The sequence below is a fragment of the bacterium genome (genome assembly GCA_016702305.1).
Taxonomy (GTDB): Bacteria; Electryoneota; RPQS01; order RPQS01; family RPQS01; genus JABWCQ01.
In genome coordinates this window covers 457,961-479,915 of sequence record JADJEH010000002.1, presented here as the reverse complement: position 1 = coordinate 479,915, position 21,955 = coordinate 457,961, and the positions used below count along the sequence as shown (strand labels likewise).

The window sequence follows — 21,955 nt, the reverse complement described above, 5'->3', positions numbered from 1 at the left end:
GCGGTGCTCCGGATTAGAAGTTAACCGCCAGACCAACGCGCACCTGCCGCGGGCTGTCCCACGCATCCGGATTCGGACCCGACTGCGGGTTGATCCCGTAATTCGGACTGGTGTTGTCGTTGTTATAGCCGGGTTGACCGTCATAATAGGTGTCAAGAGTCGCCTGGTTGCGATCCCAGCCGAGGATATTGGCCGTATTGAAGAGATTGCGCACTTCAAACAGCGCCTGCCAGTCGAGTTGGCCCATGCGGAAGTGGCGACTGACATTCACGTCCGTCGTGTACGTCCACGGAGAGTTATCGGCAAACTCCTGACCTTCGACATTGCTGCCGTTCACCTGAGTCGGTGTGTAGGGCAGGCCGGACAGCACTTGCGTCAACAGATTGAGCGTCCAACCCGTGCGCAGCCACTCCTGCGTGAAGGGCTTGCCCTTCAGCGGGTAATTCGTTCCCAGGTTAAACACGATCTGGTGACGGCGGTCCCAGGCCAGCGGCGTTTCGCCCGCCGGGACAACGTAGTTCGAGCGCGTCACGTCCGAACCGATGTCATAAGAGTTCTTGCCGCTCGCCCACGCCAGTGTATACGTTAGACGGCCGGATAGATACGAGCCGTAGTCTTTGGTGATATTGAACTCAAAGCCGCGCACCGAGGCGTAATCCGCGTTGTAGTAGATGGCGGCATTCTGGCGGCTGGACAACGGAATACCCAAATTGAAAAACAGCTCGTTCTGAGACGCCGTCTGAATCCAATTCTTGATGTCCTTGTAGTAGGTCGAAACGTCGAGCAGGAAATCGCCGCTGAACTGGTGCCGCACGCCTAATTCGTACGCAATGGTCTTAGAAGGTTCTAGCGTCGGGTTGCCCACAACCGGCGTGCCGCCCGTCTGCAACTGATTCACTCCGGTGAAGTAGTAATCCTGCCGGCCGCGCTGATAGAAATAGCCGTAGTTGAAGTGAAAAACGTCACGGTCGGTCACGCTGTACGCGATCCCGAGACGAGGCGAAACATACATATCGCCGTTCTCGCTCGGCGTATCATAGTCAATGTAGTTGGCCGTCAGCGGATCGTCGGCCTTGGACGCGCGAATCGTCTCGCCGCCGATGCGCCAGTAGTCGAAACGCAGGCCGGCATTGATGATGATGTCACGATACTCCATCTTGTCCTGCAAATAGAGCGCACCGGCGGACGGGTAGTAGCGGTATACGTCGGTGTAGATGCCGAGGCCGCCGTTGTCAATCGTGGGATAGGGGCGATCTTCCGCGGCAACGTTGTAGTAGTTGTATTCGAGGCCCAGTTTCGCCTGATGGCGTGGATGAACCTGCGAGGTCATGTCCCACTTGAATGTGTAGGTCTTGGAATCAAAATTCGCCCAGTCTGGAACAAGCTGTTGCGAATTGCCGGCAAGGCCGTCGCCCGCGATGTGGAAACCGTTCACGCTGGGATAGGCGTTGCCGGGATTGTTGTAATCCCACATGCCGTCGCCGTCCTGATCGGTAAACGGTTCGCCAATATCATAACGTCCGTTCGGCAATCCGTCGGCCTCGGGCATATCTGTATACGGCTCAGAGGCGAGTCCGTACTCGTTGGCCGCGTTGCCGCCGCCGGCCAGCGTCCGCTGCGCGTCATAGAGGCCGAGCCGCAGCGTGTAGAAGGTCTTGGCGCTCAAGGTGTGATTCAGCGTGGCATAAAGCTGTTGGTCGCGGATGATGTCCGCGCGAATGTGATTGGCGGGGTTGTAGGTGTAGGATTGCAGGTCTTCATCAATGCGGCCATCGCCGTCATCGTCCGCCCAGTTCAGGGCTTCCTCATCCATGCGGCCGTCACCGTCATCGTCCGCCAACCGACGATCCGCGTCGTCCACCACGCCGTCACCATTCAAGTCTTGCAGCGTCCACTGGTCATACTCCTTGGCATTCGTTGCGTAGCCTTGCGTCGAGGCCAGCGCGTGCATGCCCAGAGTCTGCTCGGCCAGCGGGAAGTCATACGGGAAACGCTCTGAGAGGCGGAACCAATAAGGATTCACGCGCTCCTGATTATTCACCCAGCCCGCGCTGAGCTTGTAGCTCTTCTCTGAATTCCATGTCAACTTGACATTGGTATTATTATAGGCTTCACCCTTACGCACGTCGGCGCCGAACCAGTCGAACACCTGCGGTTTGAACCACGTGTCGCCGCCGACCAGCGTGCCAAATTCATTGGCGTTGCGGCTCCAGAACGTGCCGGACGCGAACATCGAGAGACGACCCGGCACCTCAACGCCCAAACGCGGCAAAAGCCGATCGGTGATCGGCTCCGGTCCGGACAGTGAAACTTCCGTATAGTCGTAGTCCTGATAGCCCTGTTTGCGATCCGCTTGCTGGTGAGGCAGCGACTTGAGCTCATCCACGGGCACATCGAGATTGGATTCCTGCAAGAGGTCGTCGGTCGAAAATGTACCGCCGCCGAAGCCGTCAACATCCAACACATGCTCGATGTGTCCGGAGTACTTTGGCTCGCCGTCGCGGGTTACCAAGTTGACCACTGCGGATTGCGCTTCGCCGTATTCCGCGCTAAAACCGGCGGTCAACACCTGCATTTCGCCGATGGCCGACTTGGGCACCTGCATGTAGCGGCGCTGAAATTGCGGATCGCGAACGGCAAGGCCGTCCACGAGAAACAAAATTTCGTCCCGGCGACCGCCGCGGATGTGCAGGTTCGTACCGCTGCCAACAACGCCCGCCTGGCGGGCCAGCGCATCAGAGAATTGGGTGACCGGCAATTCACCGATTTCCCGCGAGTCAACCGAGCGCACTGTGTTGGCCACGTCACGCTTGATCACGTCACGCTCCGCGATCACAATCACTTCCTTCCCTTCCAAAACGGACTCAGACAATTTTACCGATAACTCGGTTGTCTGCTCCGACGCAATGACGACCCCGGCAATGACTTGCGTCTCGAAGCCGATGGTCGTTACGCGCACCGTGTACTCACCGATCGGCAAGTTCAAGATGAAGAACTCGCCGTCCACGTCCGATGCCGTGCCGCGCGCGGTGCCTTCGATCATGATGTTGGCGGCAGGAATGCCGCTGCCCGTCGCGGCATCCGTTATCGTGCCCGAGAGCTTACCAACACCTTGCGCCCATAGCGACCCGGCACACGCCAGAAAGCACAGGAGCGTACAAACTATTTTTTTCCATTTGACCATTGACCACCTCCGGGTGACATGCACCCGACTCGCGTGAATGGATTATCAGTGTTTCGACAGGAACTCACGAAAAACGCCGTGAGAAGCCCAGCAACTCGCTTTGGAAATCGAGCCATGGAAGCAGCGCACGGCGGACAGGACCCAAACTATAATACAACGGATACACCGGGTTGTCAATACCTTAAAACATTTTTTATAAAGTATTTAATGCCCGATTCCCGTTCCGTAAGTTTGTCACAAGGCCAATTTTTATACTCATAATTCCACATTATTCAAAACATTAGTTGCGTATTGCTCGCATGCCAATCCCCTTAATATGACTGAATTTGTAAAATAACAGAGAGCCGAGGCAGGCCCCGGCTCTCCTTGAACATAATGTCTTAAACCGGCTAACTGATATGCAGGAGTTCGCGATACTTCGGCATGGGCCACAGCTTCGCGTCCACAATCACTTCCAGCTCATCGCCAGCGGCTCGAAGGTCCTGCATCGCAGGAATCACTTTGTCGCGGTAGTACTTCGAAACCAATAAATGATCGTCCGACTCGGGCGCCTCGGCGCGGATCTCATCGAGCGTTTCCAACCGCTTGATGAATCTCTCGATCGCTTGCGCGAGCAGCTCAAGCAGAGAACGCTGCCCTGTCAAAGAGGCGGACGACAACACTTCTTCAGTTTCGTCAATTGAAGCCGCGAGGCGGCGCTGGTACTCAATTGCGGCCGGGAGTATCTGCGTGGCCCCCATGGACGACATCAAGCCCGCCTCGATACTGATCATCTTCAGGTAGGTGTCGAGTTTGATGTGATAGCGGCTGTGCAATTCCGCTTCGGTCAGCACACCCAAACGCGAAAACAGTTCGATGGACTTCGCCGTCACGAACATCGGGATGGCATCCACTGCCGTGCGCAGGTTGGGCAGGCCCCGCTTCTCGGCTTCCTTGTGCCATTCCGCCGAATAGTTGTCTCCACCGAACAGCACGCCCTGATGCTCGGTGAGCACTCGCTGTACGACGCTGTGCACAGCCTTGTTGAAGTCCTTCTCCGCATGCAGGGCGGCCGTGATCTCGTCGGCCATGTAATGCAGCGACTCAGCGACGATGGTGTTGATGACCATGTTGGGCCGCGCGATGTTCTGCCCGCTGCCGACGGCCCGAAACTCGAACTTGTTGGCCGTGAAAGCGAACGGTGACGTGCGGTTTCGGTCGGAATCGTGCATCGGCAGCTTGGGCAGCGCCGAGACGCCGATGTCAAGATGCGAAATCGCCTTCTTCTCGATCTTTTTGCCGCCGATGATCGCCTCGGCGATTTCCATCAACGTATCGCCGAGATAGACGCTGATGATCGCAGGCGGCGCTTCATTGGCGCCTAGGCGATGATCGTTGGCCGGCGTAGCAATCGAAGCGCGCATCAGGTCACCGTGCAAGTGCAGCGCGCGCACTACGGCCGTCAGGAACACCAAAAACTGCGCATTGTCGTGCGGTGTGGAACCGGGCTCGAGCAGATTTGTCCCTTTGTCGTCGGCCATGGACCAGTTGTTGTGCTTACCGGAGCCATTAATACCCGCAAATGGTTTCTCGTGCAGGAGGCAGGCGAAACCGTGGTGTGCCGCCACCCGACGCATGACTGACATCATCAGCATATTGTGGTCGGTGGCGATGTTGGCGCGCTCAAAGACCGGCGCGATCTCGAATTGGCAGGGGGCGACCTCGTTATGCCGCGTCGTCACTGGAATACCGAGCTTATAGAGCTCGGTTTCGAGGTCTTCCATGAAAGCCAGCACGCGTTCGGGAATCGAACCGAAATAGTGATCCTCCATCTCCTGGCCCTTGGGCGGCCGGGCGCCGTACAGGCTGCGACCGCAGATCATCAGGTCGGGGCGCTGCACGTATAGCGCGCGATCCACGAGGAAATACTCCTGCTCACAGCCGACTGTCGTGATCACCTGTGCGGCGTCGTGACCGAAAAGTTTCAGCACGCGAATCGCGGATTTGCTTAGCGCATCAATCGAGCGCAGCAGCGGGGCCTTCTTGTCGAGCGCGTGACCGTTAAAACCCAAGAAGACGCTGGGAATATACAGCGTCTTGCCAAAACGGCCTTCCATCAGAAAAGCAGGGCTGGTCGGATCCCAACCAGTATAACCGCGCGCTTCAAAGGTAGAGCGCGTGCCGCCGGATGGAAAACTCGACGCGTCAGGCTCACCTTGAAGCAGGTTGCCGCCCGTGAACTCCGTAATGACCCCGCCGTCTTGCGTCGGAATCAAGAATGACTGATGCTTCTCGGCCGTCAGTCCGTGCAGCGGATGAAACCAATGCGAGTAGTGCGTGGCCCCACGGGCCATGGCCCAATCTTTCATCGCCGCAGCGACGACATCGGCGGTGGCAGGATCAAGTTCCGCCCCGCCATCCTGAATCGCCAGCAAGTGCTTGTACACGGGTTTGGGCAGAACTTGCCGCATCACCGCCAATGAGAACACGTTGATGCCGAAGAGTTCGGTCGGCTGCAGCGGCGCACCAGCGCCGTTGCGCGGCGTTCCATTGTAGGCAGGCTGACTGTCGGAACGAGAGAGAGACTTGTTCATGGAGTGAGGAGTGTTGAGAATGGTGGCGCGGTCGGTAGGATGTCAATTCGGACGCTTGTCAATCGGCTTGGGTCGGCCATGCTGGTCCACGCAGACGAACACGGCGCTGGTCTTGACAACCGTCGTGCCGTGTGTCGTAATCGCTTCAATTTCGAAGGAACAACTCGTGCGGCCGATCTTCGGATTAATACAATAGAAGTGGATGATGTCACCTTCACGCACAGGGTGATGAAACTCAAACTCGCCGAATTTCAACGTCACCATGTATCGTTCACCGGTGTACTCGTGCGCGAAAATCGCCGCGGCTTCATCCACCCATCCCATCATGTTGCCGCCGAATAGCGTGCCATTGACGCCCAAGTTCTGCACCATGCAGAGCTTGGACGAAACTTTGTGTCGTAACGATGCGCTCACGGGCTAATCGGCCTTCCTGCTACTTCAGCAACAGCATCTTGCGATCGGCCTGGAAACCGTCGGCTTCGATGCGGTAGATGTAGACTCCTGTGGCTATACCCGTAGCGTCAAGCGTGACCGCGTGGCGGCCGGGCGCAACGGACTCTCCGTGCAGCAGTTCGCGCACGAGCTGGCCCTGTGTATTGTACACCCGCAGTTTGACATGCGCGGCCTGCGGCAGATCAAAGGCGATGGTCGTCGCAGGGTTGAAGGGATTCGGGTAGTTCTGGTGAAGCGCGAAACTCTGCGGCAGCGCTCCGTTGTCCGGCGTCGCCAGATTCGGAGTTCCGGTAGCGGTGAGAAACACGGTGTCCGGCGAGCTCGGCGCCGAGTGCGAAATCACGAGCATGCCATTGACTTCGCCCAGTTGCGTCGGATGCACACGCGGATAGAGGCGCAGCAGGGGACCCGGGCGCAGCGTGTACGGGCCGTGGAAGTCAATGCCGAACGGCGCGGCCGTTGTGATAGACTGGATGATCAAAGCGACGTTGCCGTCCGAACGCAGGCCGACCAGTGTGCTGTCCGTCGTGTTAATGGGCACGTCGCCGAACGCGACGCTGGTGCCTGTGAAGAAGACCAGTTCGGACGTGATGGCCACTGCCTTCACTTCGCAAACCAGAGCGGCACCCGGACCATTATGCTGAATCGTGAGTGTGCCGGTGTGCAGACCCAACTCCTGGCCGTCGAACGTAACCTGCACGGTCAATTCACCCGACGGCGCAAGCGTGAGCGGTCCAGTCGGGTTCACGCTAAACGGGCCGTCCACTGTGATAGAAGAGACCGTCAACTCATCGGCCTGTGGAGGATTCACCAACACCAATGCACCCATGGCCGGGACGCCGAGCAGAGTCGTGTCAATCGCCAACGGACAACCTAACGTATAGGGTGTCGCAGGATCCACAGATTCAATGCTCAGGCGATAGAGCTGTATTTCGTTGTTGACCGCGCCATTCACCTGAATCTTCAAATTCGTCACATTGGCCGGCACGTCGTAGCGGAATAATTCGTCAGGGTTCCCGACCCCGTTGTCCGGGACGGGCGTCAGTTCGATATTCGTGACGCCGTTGTAAAGCGTGATATTGAGATTCTGGTTGTCCGCCGTGTTGTAGTTGGTGCCAGCTTCGCAACTGCCGTCGCCATTCTGCTCGCCCTCAAGATACGTGCGCCCGTCCGGCTCGATGCGTAAAGTCAGTGAACGGCCTGCCGTCACCGAAAATTGCCACCAGTCAATGTCCGTGTTGTCGTCGAGGCTGGCGAGCTCCACCACCCGTACGCCGTCCACGAAGCCAATGTTATACGGCGACGCGATTTCATCGTTGGGCTCGTAGGGGTCGCCATAGCCGCGCTGCCCGGCCAAAATGTCGTCGTGCTGCGGGCCGTCAAAGGCTGGTGTGTAAGTCGGTTCGAGAAGTTTGGTGGTATTAATCGGACAAACATGTTCCAAGCCCAAACCGTGACCATGTTCGTGCGCGAGCACGTTGCGCAGGAAGCGGTAGTTGTTCGCCCCGCTGTTCCAATTCTCGTCTGCGTCTATGACCATATCTCCGCGATTCGGAAAGTAGTTATAGGCAAGGACGCCGCTGCCGCCGTCAATCGGCGTCATGGCAATGCGTACGTCACCGCGCGCTCCGATAGCGCCGGGGCTATTGGGCCCCCACGCCGCACCGTCATCCGTGGACAGAACATACGTATTGCCCGTCACCTCGCCCCAGCGGGCGAAGACCTGAGCGAACAGCCCTTGCCACGCATCTTCATCTGCAAACAGTTCATTCATGCGGGCGTACAGTTCGCTCTGTTGGCCCTCGACATTCACACCATCCGGAACGAAACTGTACGTTATGGTAACCCCGTCGCCCTGAGAACCGGTCGCGCCATGGGCCGTATTCGTCCAACGGCCGCCCAGGTTGTAGTCGAGGCTGCTCACGCGGTCGAGGAGGCGCTGGGTCCATTCCGCCATATAGTCAGGGTCGGTGCCTTCGGCAAAGCAGACGGCCATCGGGGCGCGAGGCATGGCCGGTGCACCGCACGTCGCAGAGAGGTCCAGCACTGCGGTTGGAGGCGAGCCTACCGGAGCCGGAGCGAGCGCGACGATCAAGCCTGCGAGAAGCAACGCGAGAGGAAGGGCGTGGAGCGGGCGCATGGCGGGTACCTCGTTAAGTTGTTGATTGCTTGTATTATACGGTTGACAACCGCGACCGTTACAAGATTTTAAGATAAACACTGTCTGACCCGAAAGCAAGCCAATTGGCAGGTACTTTGCCGGAAATCTACTATCGGCCAGTTTTCCTGCGGTGAAAATCCCAAATGCCGGATAATTATTGCATTTCGGGTCTTTTCATCCTATTTTATAGGTCTGGGGCAAACCTGCTCTTAGGGCAGACATATTTAAACGTCACGATGAAACAAATGGGTCCAGGGATGTACAAGCATTGGATGAATTTAGCGCTACGCATCGCGTGTGCCGCGCTGTTTTGTTTGCTGGCCGTGGAGCAGGGACTGGCCGACGAGACCTGCCCGTATTGTAACCACACTAACGCACCCACACTTCCCGAAGTGTCGCCGTGGGATGCGGTCACCGACTTGTTCCAGAAACCGAGCTGGCAGAACGGCCTGGCTCCCAAGATGTACTGTTTTGATCCGGGCACCAGTGAAGCTGACATCGTGCAGCTTATGGATCGGATCTACGCTGGTTGGAACAACCCGGCATTGTACATTTCAAATTCACGCTGGACGTCCACTGCTTACGGCACGGGCGGCGCGCAAGGCGAGCCGACCATCTTGACGTACAGCTTCGTGCCGGACGGTATCACCGTGCCCGATGCCGACTTCGGCAATCAGCCAAACAGCATTCACGCCGAGTTGACGCAGAACTTCGGCAGCGTCGCGAATGGCAAGGCGAAGTTCCGCCAAGTATTCGACCGTTGGCAAGCACTGTCCGGGATCACATATGTCGAAGAAGCCAATGACGACGGCGCCGCGCTGTTTAGCTCTCCGGGTGTTGTCGGTGTGCGCGGCGACATTCGAATTTCATCGATCGGCTTCGACGGATCGAGCGGAGTGCTGGCCTACAATTACTTTCCGAATACCGGCGACATGGTCATTGACAACGCCGAGAATTGGGGCAGTGGTACGCAGGACTATCGCTTCTTCCGTAACGTGACAGCGCACGAGGCCGGTCACGGCTTCGGCTTGAGCCACGTGTGCCCGGATGACTGCCTGTTCCTAATGGAACCATACATCTGCACGGACTACGACGGCCCGCAGCATGACGATATTCGCGGTGTTCAGCGGCAGTATGGTGATTCGGCTGAAACAAACGATACACCCGCGACGGCGACGTCCTTCGGCAGCCCCGCCGACGGCACAACGTCGCTGAGCAACATGTCGATTGACGACAATACCGATACTGACTACTATGCGTTTACGGTCCCTGCCGGCAAGCAGGTTACCGTAACGATGACGCCGACCGGTCAGTCGTTCCCGCAGTGTGCCCAGACGTCGGCCTGCACGTGCAGCGGCGGCAATCTGAACACAGCGGACGATGTCAATCTCGCGGTCCGGCTGTATGGCACCGACGGCACGACGGTTCTGGCGGAGGCAAGCGGCAATGCCGCCGGGATAGCTGAGACCATCGCCAACACTCCGCTGCCGTCCGCGGGTACGTTCTACATTCGGGTATACGAAGGCACGGTCAATGCCATTCAGGTCTATAGTCTGAGCTTCACATTGTCGCCGGGTGCGGTGCCAACCATCAACGTCACCCAGCCGAACACGGCTCTGACGTGGACGGCCGGTACGGCGCAGAGCATTACGTGGACATCGAGCCTTGTGACTGGCAATGTGAATATCGAACTCAATCGCAGCTACCCGGGCGGTGCTTGGGAGTCCATCGTGGCCAATACGGCAAACGACGGCACGCATAGCTGGACCGTGACGGGTCCCGGGTCCGCGACCAATCGCGTCCGCGTCACGAGCATCAACTCGCCCTCTGCAACGGACGTGTCTGATGTGGACTTCACGATTTTCGTTCCCTCAATTACTGTGGTTCAACCCAACGGCGGCGAGTCGTGGAATGGCGCTGCGGCGAATTCACTGACGTGGAGCAGCAACGGCGTTACCGGCAATGTCCTGATCGAATTGAATCGCAACTATCCCGGCGGTGTGTGGGAGTCATTCGGCGCACACCCGAACGTGGGCGCCAGCATCGTATTCGGTTCGCCGGCAACGACGACGGCGCGCGTGCGCTTGACTTCCGTGAATGAGCCCGTGGCCACTGATATATCCAACGCGAATTTCACCATTACGATTGTGAATAACGCGCCGGTAATCGTACACGATGAACACGGGGACGTCGAACCGGGATCGGCGACATTTACAGCCAAGGTCACGGACGACGGAGGCCCGATTACCACAACATTGTTCCATCGCGTAAGCGGCGCCGGAGCGTTCAGTTCGACCGCGATGCCGTTTACGGGCAATCCCAGCGAATATGCTGCTGCACTCGTGGTGGCCGAAGGCGCCTACGACTACTTCATTCGCGCGACGGACGGCAATAGCACAGTCAATACCGATACGTTTACATTTGACGTTGAAGACTGTCCGGCCGCTATTATCTTTGACGATGGTTCTGCCGAGGGCTATAACTGGGCCAACGAGACCCCCTTCGCGTGGGCGGTGAAGTACACACCCCCGGCCTATCCGTTCGTGTTGTGCGGCTTCCAAGTGGCCGTAGCCAAATTCAATCCGGATTCAGCGCACTCGCCGTTTACCGGTCGCGTCTTGCTTGCCGACGGTGCCGGTGGTTTGCCGAGCACGGTCGTCTTCGCGGAGCAAAGCGGTTCAGTCGGGAACGTCGTTGGCGGATTGGCTGCTGGTCAAGTGGCGTGGGCGACGGTCACAACGTTGGATGCGCTTGGAGCGCCCCTGATTCTCGGCGGACCATTTTACGTCGCCGTGGACAACCCGGACTTGGGTAAGTATGAGGCATTCGGACGCGACGATAACACTGCCAGCACGAATAGCTATTTCTACGACGGCTGTGACTTGCAGTGGTATAGCGAGAACGACCTGGTGCCTAACGCGCAAGGCGGCCAGCGCATGATCCGACTGCTTGGTCAGGCGATTCCCGCCCCGACCAATCTGGTGATCTTTGCGGATGGCAATGACGCCGTGCTGACGTGGTCGGGTTCGGGTGCGCCGTACTACCGAGTGTACTCGTCGCTGGTCACGGAAGGCCCGTTTACGACGCTCGAAGGTTCGACGGCAAGCACAACGTTTACCGATGTCGGTGCTATTCCCGCGGACGCGACGAAGTTCTATGTCGTCGTTTCTTCCGCGACACCGTAGGCTAACACATTCCTCACAGATGAAGGCCCGGCAATGCGCCGGGCCTTTTTCATGCGGGAGATGCTTTTATATGTAAATTTCCATATCATGTATATTCAGGGTGTACTGCTCTGACCCATCTGCATAACGCGATTTAATGACCTGTTTTTTCTGCGTTTGCAATCTGGTGGGAGTTCGTATCAGCAGCTGTCTCACGTGAGAATTTTGGCAGGTGTGAGAGGCATGACATTCGACTCAAACTGTATACAAATACCATCCTCTGGAGGTGTCAATCAATGAAAGCACTACGTTTACTGACTCTTGGACTGCTCCTGACGTGCTGCGCGCAAATTGGTGTGGCTCAAGATGCGACCGTGATTTGGAATTACTGCGGCTTAGAGCCCGTGTTGGGCTGTGGTTGTGATGTAGGTTCGCGTACACCGTTCGCGGATAATGTTGACGCTTGGTGCATTTTCTGGGACGAGAATCTGAACGGGCCCGATGCCACGGACGACCTTGTTCCGGTGGGAACCCTGCCGGGCGAGGCGAGCTACAGTTGCCAACCGTTTAACGGCATGGATTTTTGCGGTATGGAAGGTAACTTCTTTGCCGATCCCGCGTGGCAGATCGGAACCATGCCCGCTGCTCCTGATCAGCCTGTATACTATCTGAAAATCAGCGGCGCAAATTGTTGCTGGACGTCGGATACATTTCGCGTGACCACCGGGCCACAGTTCATCAACTTGACGATCGAGAATTTTGACTGCTCTAACACGGCCTGCCCGACCGGCGTCGCACCAAGTGCTCCGACCAATGTTCAGGTCTCGGATGATCAATACTGCACCGCCGTGTCGGTGACATGGGATCACAGCGGTGAAGGACTGACCGGATTCGGGGTGTTTTATCGCGTGAATTCGACTGACGATTGGACATTCGCCGTGCCGCGTCCGGCCGACGCCCGTGATGCAGAATTCGCGGTGTGCGCCGACGGCAGCGTGGAAGTCGGCGTGGTCGCGATCAACGGAGCGCAGCAGTCCGATCATGCCATCGGCGTCGGACGCACGTTCCTCCGGCACTTCGCTACGCCGGGTTACACGCAAACATCCGATCAGATCACGATGTTCTTCACCAGCCCGCCGCAAGGCGTGCGCTGCGGCGCTCGACTCTATTTTGATCTGTGGTGCGGCGGCCAATTCGTGACGCGCATGTGCGAAGTGACGGATCCCGACCTGCTGTTGATTACCGAATTGACCTGCGACAAGCCTGCGGTGCAGAGCACATCGTGCATGATCGTCATGCATGACTCGTCCACGTCGGGTGACTTCGGCACGGGCTGCGGTTTCACCGATACGCTTGAAATCGTGCTCCCGAGTGACGAACAGCCCATTGTCCCGCGTGAGTTCGCCCTCGCGCAAAACTACCCGAACCCGTTCAACCCGAGCACGGTCATTGAGTACTCCCTGCCCCGTGACGGTGAAGTGGATTTGGCGATCTTCAATCTGATGGGACAGCGCGTCGCGACGCTTGTCAACGGGAAGATGACCGCGGGCAGCTACCGCGCCGACTGGAATGCGGAGTCCATGGCTACAGGCATGTATTTCTACCGCCTGCAAATGGGTTCTGAAGTGCTTACACGGAAAATGCTGCTGATGAAGTAGCATCCGCGCGGCCACGCGCCGAAATGTTTGAAACGAGAAGCCCGCCGCGACTGGATCGCGGCGGGCTTCTTCATGTCGTGCATTCCGATTATCTACGGCGCTTTGACGCGTGTCAGCGGCGGCGAGATACGCAATTCGGCATTCGAGGTCGAATAGTCCAGCGCGAGATCGTAGGCTGGGCCTTCGTCAAACGGTAGGTACAACACGGTCGCGGAGGTCGGCGGAGAATAGCGACCGCGTTGAGGCGGCGTGAATTCCTTCGTCCACCGGCAGACATCACTGACCCGCACGTCGTCCAACCATCCATCGAAGCCGCGCGGTGTGTCATCATCGCCTAGGCCGTTGCCGATCGAGATCGGGCGACGGTTGACACTCAATATCGTATTGACAGGCACGGCCGTCACCAATTTACCGTTGACGAAGAACCGCAGGAGCTTCCCGTCCGCGGTCACCGCCACGTGTTGCCAGGTCCAGTAGCGGACCGAATTCACTTCGGATAATTGCCAGCCGACGTCGCGATTGGGCCGAAAGCCGATGCGGCCTTCATCAGACAAGTAAAAGGTAAGACTGGATTTCTCTTGATCGAGAATCCGGCCGCGACCACCGCCGCCTTGCGTGCGAGGCCGCACCCATGCCTCAAACGTATATCGCGTCGCGCCATTCAACGCGAACAGCGCGCCGGCATTCTCCAGCTTCGCACCGGCGGTCTTGCCGTCTAAGTCCAGACAGTAGTTTGCAGGACGCGGCTCGGCATACAACAGCGCCGCCCCGCACAGTAGGGCGGCCATCCATGCGCGCTTCACTCTTTGGGCGGCTCCACAGATGTGAAACGCGCGCGCAACAGTGCGCCGACATCGGAAATTTTCGGCGCGATTTCAAACGGAATTGAACGCTCGGCGGCCACGCCCTTGAAGAGCCCGTCGTCGTCACCCCCTGCGACTACGATCAACTCGTCGGCGCCACGGGCGCCCAAACGATTGAACTCATCGGACAACGCGCCGCGGCGGTTTTTGCCACCGACGTGAATGGCAAGTACCGGCACCTTGCGCTCCTGCGCGGCCCCAAGCAGCGCCGTCATGCGCGCGGACTCCTCTTCGGCGCTCACCTTGGCGGCTCCCAGACCTTTGCTCGACCCGCCCAGCACAATGATCACACTGCCGACCTGCTCCAAGTCGGCGGCCGTCGCGAGCGGTTTCACATTAAACGCGATGTTCTCGCGGGTTAGCAGCGTCTTCACCAACTGCAAGTCCGCGCTTTGACCGCCTGACGTGAGCAGCACAGGGGCCTTGAACTCCGCGGCTTGCGCAAGACAGACGGCCAGCAGCAGGAGCACGGGTAGAAATTTCTTTAGCATGGTCGTCTCACGATCTATGGTTTGGCAGAATGATCAAGGTAGTAGCCCAGCCCGTGTTCTTGCAATTCAGCATAACTTGGCATACCCACCACCGACAGGGCGCGATCAGGGTTGAGTTGTGTGAAGCTGCTGATCAGCTTGGCGCAGCCAGCAAGGTGTCGGCCCACGCGCACTTCGAGGGGAATGCCCTCTGAATCATAGGGAACGCGAGTCATGTTTATCGCGGCTGCGCGTTCGTACATAGGGTCGCGGCCCGTCACGAGCAGATCGGCATTCGTGCGACCGCGTAAGCGCCCTTGAATCGCGTTTGCCGATTCCATCAGAGTGGCATGCGTTGCGGTATGGTCGCCCAGTTCGCGATGTGACAGGCCGTGGAACGACGACGGCGAAGGCTCCAAGGCGAAATCGAGACCTTCCATCTGTAACTCAAGCACCGCATTGGCGGCGCAGTCCATGGCCCGTTCATGCGCAACTATCGCATTGATTACCGGATATTCGAGCGACGCTTCGTGCAGGTCAATGACGAGGTCTACGTGTTCACGACGGACAAGTTCGCTGATGGCAAAGGCGATCTGCTCCGTGAAGCGGCCATTTGCACGACCGGGATAGCACCGGTTTAGATTACGGCTATCCGCACCCGAGAGTTCCTGACCCGAAGGCTTATGCACATAAACTTCCGGGTCGGGCCACTGATCAAGCGGATTCGTGTAGCGGCTGCCCATGCGGAACGTACGCGGGCCGGACGCTGTCTGAATCGCAAACTGCGCGGGATGGGCTTCACCGGGAGTCGTGTGCGAAATCGCTGAACGGTTGGCCCGCGGAATCACCAAGACCCGCCCGCGTTCAATCTGCAAATTCTCGACCAGCAGATATGCGGCAAGATAGCTCGCGGGTTCGTCGCAATGCGTGCCGCCGAGAATGAGAACCGTCCCGCCCGAATCGGCTCCCACAAAGTCCAGTATCTCGGTATCGCCACGTGTGCCGAGCAACACCGAATGAAAGTCTGAAAGCTGAAGGCGCTTCGTGAACGCGGACGATGGAAAAAGTTCTTCATCCAAACGTGCTTGCCGAAATTCCCGGCCCGCGACCGCGCACAGCAACGTCACCCCTGCGATCAGAAAGAGTGCCAGTAAGCGCAGCTTCATTTGATCAGGAGCACGCGCATGATAAGCGGCACCAACACGATCGCCGCCGCGAATTGTTTGCGCCAGTCACGCTCACGCCATAAATTCACGCCGACCAGTCCCAGCAGCGCCAGCGCCAGCAGCCAGTAGATCCAGAAAAGCATCTCAGATGAACACCAGATAAGGAGCGAGAACGTTCGCGAAATAGATGATTGCCAATCCCAGTCCTGTCGCAAGAACGGCTGGAATAATCGTATGTTTCAGTATCCGATTGGTGTTTGACTCGCCGACAACGGGACCCGCGAGGATGACCGCCAGCCGCGTGGGCGGCATAAAATCTCCAACAGAAGCGATCATCGAGAGGGCGGCGGCCACGAGGATGTTGTTACGGTCAAGCAACGCAAGCAGGACCGGCACGCCCAGCACGACGCTGGCACCATAAGCGCTGACGCCGCCGAACAGCGGTATCAAGATCGCCATGCCGACGTAGAGCTGCCAGTGCGGAAGCGAGAGCAGATGAATGACAATCCAGCCGCGCGCACCGGACAGCGTCAACACTTCGATAAACGCGCCGATTCCCGCCAGAAGGGCGAGAATTGTCAATGATTGCGACACCGTCCATGCCGACGAATCAGCAAGGGATACTCTGTCGCCTGTGAAAAAACCTACGGCTGCACTGAGTGTGAAGACCAGCGGAATACCGAGATAGGGGAACATTTCTGGAGCGTATTTTTCGCCCAGCAGCAGCGTAACCAGGACAACCAGCGGCAGGAACAGCTTCAAACCGTGCGCCTGTCCGCGCGATGGCGGCAGCACGGCCAGTGCGCGCGCCGCGTCAAACGTGCGAAAGTACTTCCCAACAAGCAAGTGGGCGGAAAGCAGCGCCAACGGGAACGTCATGAGCAGCAGCGGTAAATCGAACCCGATGTAGGGCATATCCACGCCTGCACCGATCAACATTGCGCAGATATTTACAGGCGGAGCGACCATGCCAAAGAACGCGCCCACCGCAATGAACGCTCCGGCCACGGCGGGCGGCGCGCCCGCGGCCATTAGGACCGGAGCAACCATCGCCCCTGTCGTCAACACACATGGCGCCGTCAGCCCGGTGAACATGCCGGGGAACATTACCAGCAGCATCAGCAGCGATACAACAAGCGCCGGCTGGCCGCGGAATGTGCGGATGATCCAGACATTGAGCGTGCTAAGGGCGCCCGAACGCTCAAACACGGTCATGAAAAAGAGCGACGAGACCACGATCAAGATCGGGTCCAAATAGAGCATCGTCCCCTCGATCAGAAAGCGCACACCCGCTCCGTTGCCGGACGCGAGACTACCGCACACGGCCGAGGCCAATAGCGCAAGGCCGGTCGGGAGTCGCAGCGTGAAAATGCCGACGAGCAGCGCCGCGATCATCACGCCGAGCACCAACCCTTCGCTCACGGCCGCTCCTGATCATAGAATTCAGCAGTGCCCAGGCGCGGCAACGGGCTCGGGTCCATGGGCAATTTTGCTTGGGCCGCAAGCTCCTCGACATGGAGCAGATTCAGCACCGGCACGCCGTCGTGCAGAAAATCGAAGACCATTCCGCCCGCCGATGAAGACACGGCCGAGCGCCAATCGGCGCTGTCCGGATGAATGAACCCGCCGGGCAATTCGCGGCCTTCGGGTCCGGTGCCAAGCATCAGATGATTGCCGCCGACATTGATCAACAGCTCATATCCGCGCGGATCGCCAAACAACGCCAGACGCTCCTCGTATTGCGCTCGACGGTTGCCGCTTTCAAGAAGCGGATAGCCGAGACGCGCACACTTGCGCCGCAACTCCTCGCGCGTTTCGGCACTCAAATCCTGGCCGATGTCGCCCGTGCCGCCGAGTGTGGCCAGATCGCTGCGCCGCGTAAGAAAGCCCTCGCGCACGAGAATATCTTCCATGTCAATCCAAGTCATGTCAAGCTGATTCGCGCCGAAACTGGATGCACCGAGGCTAACCGCGCGAAACGCAGGAACATGCAATTCTTCCAAAGCACACAATAGCGCAAGATTCAACCCCGGTAGTGATCCGGTCATGGTGACTAAAATCGTGTCGCGCTCAGTCAAGCCTTGCCCGGACAAAAGTTTGACCAGATAAGCCGCAAATTCCGGATTGGTGACGGTGCGCTTCGCGGCCAGATAGCCCACGGTGGTCGTAAGCGGAGTGTACTCTTCGCCGACAAGACCCGTGCGGTTAAAGTCGCCCTCGACATTGATCAGGCCGAGCCGGGACTTGTAGAGATAAATCTCGCGCGACGCCCGCTGCATGCGCTGTGCTGCGGCCAACATCTTCTCCCCTACCCCGTCGTTCGCCAGTAGAGTCGTCCACAGAACGGCACTAACGATTAGTGTGGCCAACAGCATTCGCATTAGTGCCCAGCCGCAGCTCCGTCGCGGCGCGGATCCGACGACCCGGTCATGCGCGAGCCGCCGGGGAAGTGAATCGCCTGAACTCCCCCGAAATAGTTGCTGATCGGCGCGTCCGCATAGGGTTTCCATCCGCGCGCGGCCAAGGCGTCAAGCGTAGATTGAGGCAGGCGGCTTTCATGCACCAGATTGACCCCGGCCGGGAAGAAGCGCGGTAAGTCGAGCGCTTCATTCAGCGGCACGTCGAATTCGAGTACCGCCAGCAGAACTTCCACAAGGGCCGCAGGAATACGTGGGCCGCCAGGTGTGCCGAAAACGAGGACGGGCTGACCGTCCTTCAACACGATGGTCGGCGCCATGCTGGACACGGGGCGATGACCACCAACTATGCCATTCACGCTGGTCGTATCGTTGCCGAAGTCAGCCATATGGTTGTTGAGCATGATGCCCAGCTCAGGCACCATAACGCCGGCCCCAAAGAAGTAGTTAATGGACTGCGTGATGGATGCCAGGTTACCGTATTTGTCCGCGACGACCAGATGTGTTGTGTTCCCCGGTCCAAACGCGCGAATGGAATCCAGCGGAGTCAGCCGCGGGGGCACCGTGTCGCTTGGCAGGGAGTCCCGCACTTGCGCCAGATAACTCGGCGAGATCATGACTCCCGTCGGTACGTGAACGAAATCGGGATCGCCGACCCACGCTGCGGCGTCCGTACGTGCCTGACGAATCGCAGTTGCGACGGTATGAATATACTCGGGCGACAGGAGCCCCATGCTCTTTATGTCATAGCCTTCCAAAATCTTCAACGTCTCGAGCAGCACAATGCCGCCGCTGGCCGGAGGCGCCGACGTGATAATTTCGTAGTCGTGATAAGTCGCTCGCAGCGGTGCGCGTTGCACCGGCCGGTAGCCGTTGAGGTCATACTCGGATAGGAACCCTCCGCGAGTGCGAACTGCTGCCGCAATCTGGGAAGAATAAGGCGGGAAGTAGAGGTTTTCAAGTCGCGTACGTGCCAGAAACTCCAGCGTGCGAGCCAGCTTGGGTTGCTTGACGCGGAATCCTGCGGGCGGAGGCAGTCCATTGTCCAAGAAGATCGCCGCGATTTGCGAATCACCTGCAACAGTCTCGTTGAAGTCGAAGATGATTGCCGCCTGCTTCTCCGATATGTCGTAGCCCGTATCAGCGACGGCAATCGCATCAGCCATTAGCGACGGCATCGTGCGCGTTCCGAATCGCCTGTGCAACTCTTGCCAACCGGCCGGTGCGCCGGGCGTGAGCACGGCGGTCGCGCCCGTGCGCTGGACAAGTTTCAATGTGTCGAGCGGATCAAAGTACTGCGCACGTTCCACTCGTGCCGGGGCGCGCTCCCGATAGTCGAGCAGATACGCCGAATCGGATGCGGCATCATAATACAGCGCGAAACCGCCGCCGCCAAGTCCACTGGCGTGGGATTCTACGACGTTGAGCATTGCCAACGCGGCCAATGCTGCATCCATAGCATTGCCGCCGTCCGCAAGGACCTTGCGGCCAGCCGCGGCCGCCAGCTGGTGCGCACAGACAACCATGCCCGAGTCGAACACTGCGGATGTCGCCCGCACGAAACTTGTGTCCAATGGAGCCGTGACCGGCGTCGGAGCTTCGGGTGAACTGGCGGGAATCGTCGAAGCACAGCCGGACCACAACGCCATGGCCGCGACCGCTGATGCTTGCAAAAGCGGGCGGATAAGCAGAGCTAAGTTGAGTCGTTTCATAGACCTTAAATGAACAAAAACCAGATGCTAAAAGCAACCACTTGGAGGCCGATTCTGCTGCGTGCGATTCTATGCAAATGCCTCGCGAAGTGCGCCTGTTTTCGTCTTTGTAATTAAATATCAATTATTTACCTTCCGTTGGTCCCCTTTGCATCTATTTAAGTGCAAATGTATATTGTAGGAAGTTACATAAATTTAGTGAACTAAGTTCAAGAGGTCATTCTTGAAGTTCGTGGTAGACAATATGTTCCCCGCATGGTGCAACCGGGCCGCCCATATATTTCGTACCGTTTTCTCGGAACGGGCGGCTGTGCTGGGCATCAACTGGGCGGAAGGCGTGATTCTCCTCAAGATGAGTATGGGGCATAACACGTTGGCCGACCTGACGCGCCACATCGAGCATTCGCACCCGTCCATCCTGCGCCACATTGATAAGCTCGAAGAATTGGGCTTCGTGGAACGCACGGCCCATCCTGAAGATCGCCGAGTGAAAATTCTCGTCCTGACGGAGCGCGGCCAATCGGCGGCCGAGTCGTTACAGGTGATGGCGAGTAGCTACTCGCTCGAATTAGAGGAGCGTTTTGGTCACGAGCGAATTAAGGTCGCGAGTGAACTGATGCGCGATGTCGTGGCACACTATGCGGAAAACGACTTTCTCGGATGCCCGGCGGCACGGAACGATACACCGAAGGCGAAGGAGACCCATGCGGAGTAGAGTTATCTTATTCATATGCGCATTGGCGATGCTTGCCGGTTGCGGCTATGTACAGCGTCATCATACGCCGAAGCTGACCGATGTGCCTGCGGCTTATGTCCACAGCGGAGCACGTGAAGACGTGCGCGCGGAGGCGTGGTGGAAGGATTTTGGTGATCCGACGTTGGATCAGCTGATGAATGAGGCCATTGACAATAATCCGAATCTCGAAGCAGCGCTCGCGCGGCTGCAGCAATTCCGGGCTCAATCGCGTACGGCTCGGGCCACACTTTTACCCGCGGTCACCGCGAGCGGATCGTATCAGGACGGCGAGCGTGCTTTCGGAGGATTGGGAAAAATCACGCTCGACTACTATGATGTCAGTGTCAGCGCTCAATACGAAGTGGATCTGTGGGGCAAGCTCTCGGCGCGCCGCCGGGCAGCCCTCGGCGATCTCTTGGCGTCAGAAAATGACGCCCGTACAGCGATCCTCACCTTGACCGCGCAAGTCGCGCGAACATACTACCAGATCGCCGATCTCCGCGAACAGCAGCGATTAGTGGAACAGACCATCGTCTCAAACCAGAGTGCCTACGAACTGGTGCGCAGCCGCTATATGCTTGGCGTCGTGACTTCGCTCGATGTCTATCAGGCCGAGGCGAACCTCGCACAAGCTCGGGGTCAACGGGCCGCTGTCGAAGCCAATTTGGCGGCGACGGAACACCTCTTGTCCATCTTAGTTGGCCGCTATCCGCAGACAAACATCGCCGGAGATTTACGCGTTCTGCCCCCGCAGATCATTGCGATTCCCGTAGGATTGCCGTCTGAACTGCTCGAACGCCGGCCGGATATTCGCGCGGCCCGGGCGCGGTTACTCTCCAGCGATGCACGCTGGAGCTCCGCCAATGCCGCGTTGCTACCGAGTTTCACATTGGTCGGAACGTATGGCAACGTGAACAAGCAGTTGGAAGACGCACTCGATCCCGAGAATCTCTTGTGGAATCTCGTTGCCGGGCTAACAGCGCCAATATTTCAGGGCGGACGACTGGTCAGTGAAGCGCAGCGCGCCGAGGCCGGATTCTATGAAGCAGCGGCAGGCTACAAACAGGTCGCCCTCAATGCATTTCGGGAAGTCGAAGACGCGCTCATTCGCGGGAACAAGGCGCGCGAACGCATCCAACAGTTAGAGACACAGACCGCCGCCGCTGGCAATTCACTGCGCGTCGCCGAAGATCAGTACCGGCAAGGCATCATCACGTATCTGCAAGTGCTGGTCGCCCAGAATGGGTATTTCCAGGCCCAAAGCACGCTCATTTCGGCGCGGCGAGAATTGATCACTAACCGCATTGATCTCGCTACGGCGCTGGGCGGCGCATGGACCGACGACGCGTGTAAGACACGCAAGCCCGCGCCGCGGCTTCATTCAGAAATCCACTAAGC

15 protein-coding genes are annotated in these 21,955 nt (G+C 58.2%); 4 read left to right on the top strand and 11 right to left on the bottom strand.

The features are described from left to right. Positions 1 to 13: 13 nt before the first annotated feature. From IPH10_06505 to IPH10_06490, 4 genes are all read right to left on the bottom strand, one after another. The gene (locus IPH10_06505; protein ID MBK6910571.1) at positions 14 to 3,184 is read right to left on the bottom strand and encodes a TonB-dependent receptor; all 3,171 of its coding nucleotides are present in this window, start codon (positions 3,182 to 3,184) and stop codon (positions 14 to 16) included. Positions 3,185 to 3,573: 389 nt separating this feature from the next. Next, positions 3,574 to 5,757 (bottom strand): glutamine synthetase III, encoded by a 2,184-nt coding sequence (locus IPH10_06500; GenBank protein MBK6910570.1) that lies wholly within the window; start codon positions 5,755 to 5,757, stop codon positions 3,574 to 3,576. 42 nt (positions 5,758 to 5,799) lie between these two features. Then, complete coding sequence (locus IPH10_06495) at positions 5,800 to 6,171, bottom strand: acyl-CoA thioesterase (protein MBK6910569.1); 372 nt, start codon at positions 6,169 to 6,171, stop codon at positions 5,800 to 5,802. Positions 6,172 to 6,190: 19 nt separating this feature from the next. Beyond that, positions 6,191 to 8,350 carry a choice-of-anchor D domain-containing protein gene (locus IPH10_06490; protein MBK6910568.1) on the bottom strand — a complete coding sequence of 720 codons (2,160 nt, stop codon included), beginning with the start codon at positions 8,348 to 8,350 and terminating at the stop codon, positions 6,191 to 6,193. A 293-nt stretch (positions 8,351 to 8,643) separates the two neighbouring features. Between IPH10_06490 and IPH10_06485 the strand changes: the two genes are divergently transcribed. Beyond that, positions 8,644 to 11,556, top strand: a complete 2,913-nt coding sequence (locus IPH10_06485; GenBank protein MBK6910567.1) for a matrixin family metalloprotease — start codon at positions 8,644 to 8,646, stop codon at positions 11,554 to 11,556. A gap of 275 nt (positions 11,557 to 11,831) precedes the next feature. Further along, on the top strand, positions 11,832 to 13,193 hold the full coding sequence (locus tag IPH10_06480) for a T9SS type A sorting domain-containing protein (GenBank protein ID MBK6910566.1): 1,362 nt from the start codon (positions 11,832 to 11,834) through the stop codon (positions 13,191 to 13,193). Positions 13,194 to 13,285: 92 nt separating this feature from the next. Here the strand turns inward: IPH10_06480 and IPH10_06475 are convergent, their stop codons facing one another. From IPH10_06475 to ggt, 7 genes are read right to left on the bottom strand one after another with little or no spacing between them, the layout of a single operon-like run. Continuing rightward, entirely contained in the window at positions 13,286 to 13,996 is a 711-nt protein-coding gene (locus tag IPH10_06475) for a LamG domain-containing protein (protein MBK6910565.1), read from the bottom strand. Then, positions 13,993 to 14,547 carry a hypothetical protein gene (locus tag IPH10_06470; GenBank protein MBK6910564.1) on the bottom strand — a complete coding sequence of 185 codons (555 nt, stop codon included), beginning with the start codon at positions 14,545 to 14,547 and terminating at the stop codon, positions 13,993 to 13,995. The genes IPH10_06475 and IPH10_06470 overlap by 4 nt, the downstream gene beginning before the upstream one ends. 14 nt (positions 14,548 to 14,561) lie before the next feature. Continuing rightward, positions 14,562 to 15,692: a succinylglutamate desuccinylase/aspartoacylase family protein gene (locus IPH10_06465; GenBank protein MBK6910563.1), complete on the bottom strand. Its 1,131-nt coding sequence runs from the start codon at positions 15,690 to 15,692 to the stop codon at positions 14,562 to 14,564. Beyond that, positions 15,689 to 15,835: a hypothetical protein gene (locus IPH10_06460; GenBank protein ID MBK6910562.1), complete on the bottom strand. Its 147-nt coding sequence runs from the start codon at positions 15,833 to 15,835 to the stop codon at positions 15,689 to 15,691. The genes IPH10_06465 and IPH10_06460 overlap by 4 nt, the downstream gene beginning before the upstream one ends. A 1-nt stretch (position 15,836) precedes the next feature. Beyond that, positions 15,837 to 17,114 carry a TRAP transporter large permease gene (locus IPH10_06455; GenBank protein MBK6910561.1) on the bottom strand — a complete coding sequence of 426 codons (1,278 nt, stop codon included), beginning with the start codon at positions 17,112 to 17,114 and terminating at the stop codon, positions 15,837 to 15,839. Further along, a complete protein-coding gene (gene pgsW / locus IPH10_06450; protein MBK6910560.1) occupies positions 17,111 to 18,073 on the bottom strand; it encodes a poly-gamma-glutamate system protein in 963 nt (320 codons plus the stop codon). Before pgsW ends, IPH10_06455 begins: the two co-directional genes overlap by 4 nt. After that, positions 18,073 to 19,758: a gamma-glutamyltransferase gene (gene ggt / locus IPH10_06445; GenBank protein MBK6910559.1), complete on the bottom strand. Its 1,686-nt coding sequence runs from the start codon at positions 19,756 to 19,758 to the stop codon at positions 18,073 to 18,075. Before ggt ends, pgsW begins: the two co-directional genes overlap by 1 nt. Before the next feature lie 286 nt (positions 19,759 to 20,044). Between ggt and IPH10_06440 the strand changes: the two genes are divergently transcribed. After that, positions 20,045 to 20,536 carry a MarR family transcriptional regulator gene (locus IPH10_06440; GenBank protein ID MBK6910558.1) on the top strand — a complete coding sequence of 164 codons (492 nt, stop codon included), beginning with the start codon at positions 20,045 to 20,047 and terminating at the stop codon, positions 20,534 to 20,536. Positions 20,537 to 20,564: 28 nt separating this feature from the next. Then, positions 20,565 to 21,953, top strand: coding sequence for an efflux transporter outer membrane subunit (locus tag IPH10_06435; protein ID MBK6910557.1), 1,389 nt, complete (start codon positions 20,565 to 20,567; stop codon positions 21,951 to 21,953). Positions 21,954 to 21,955 lie beyond the last annotated feature (2 nt).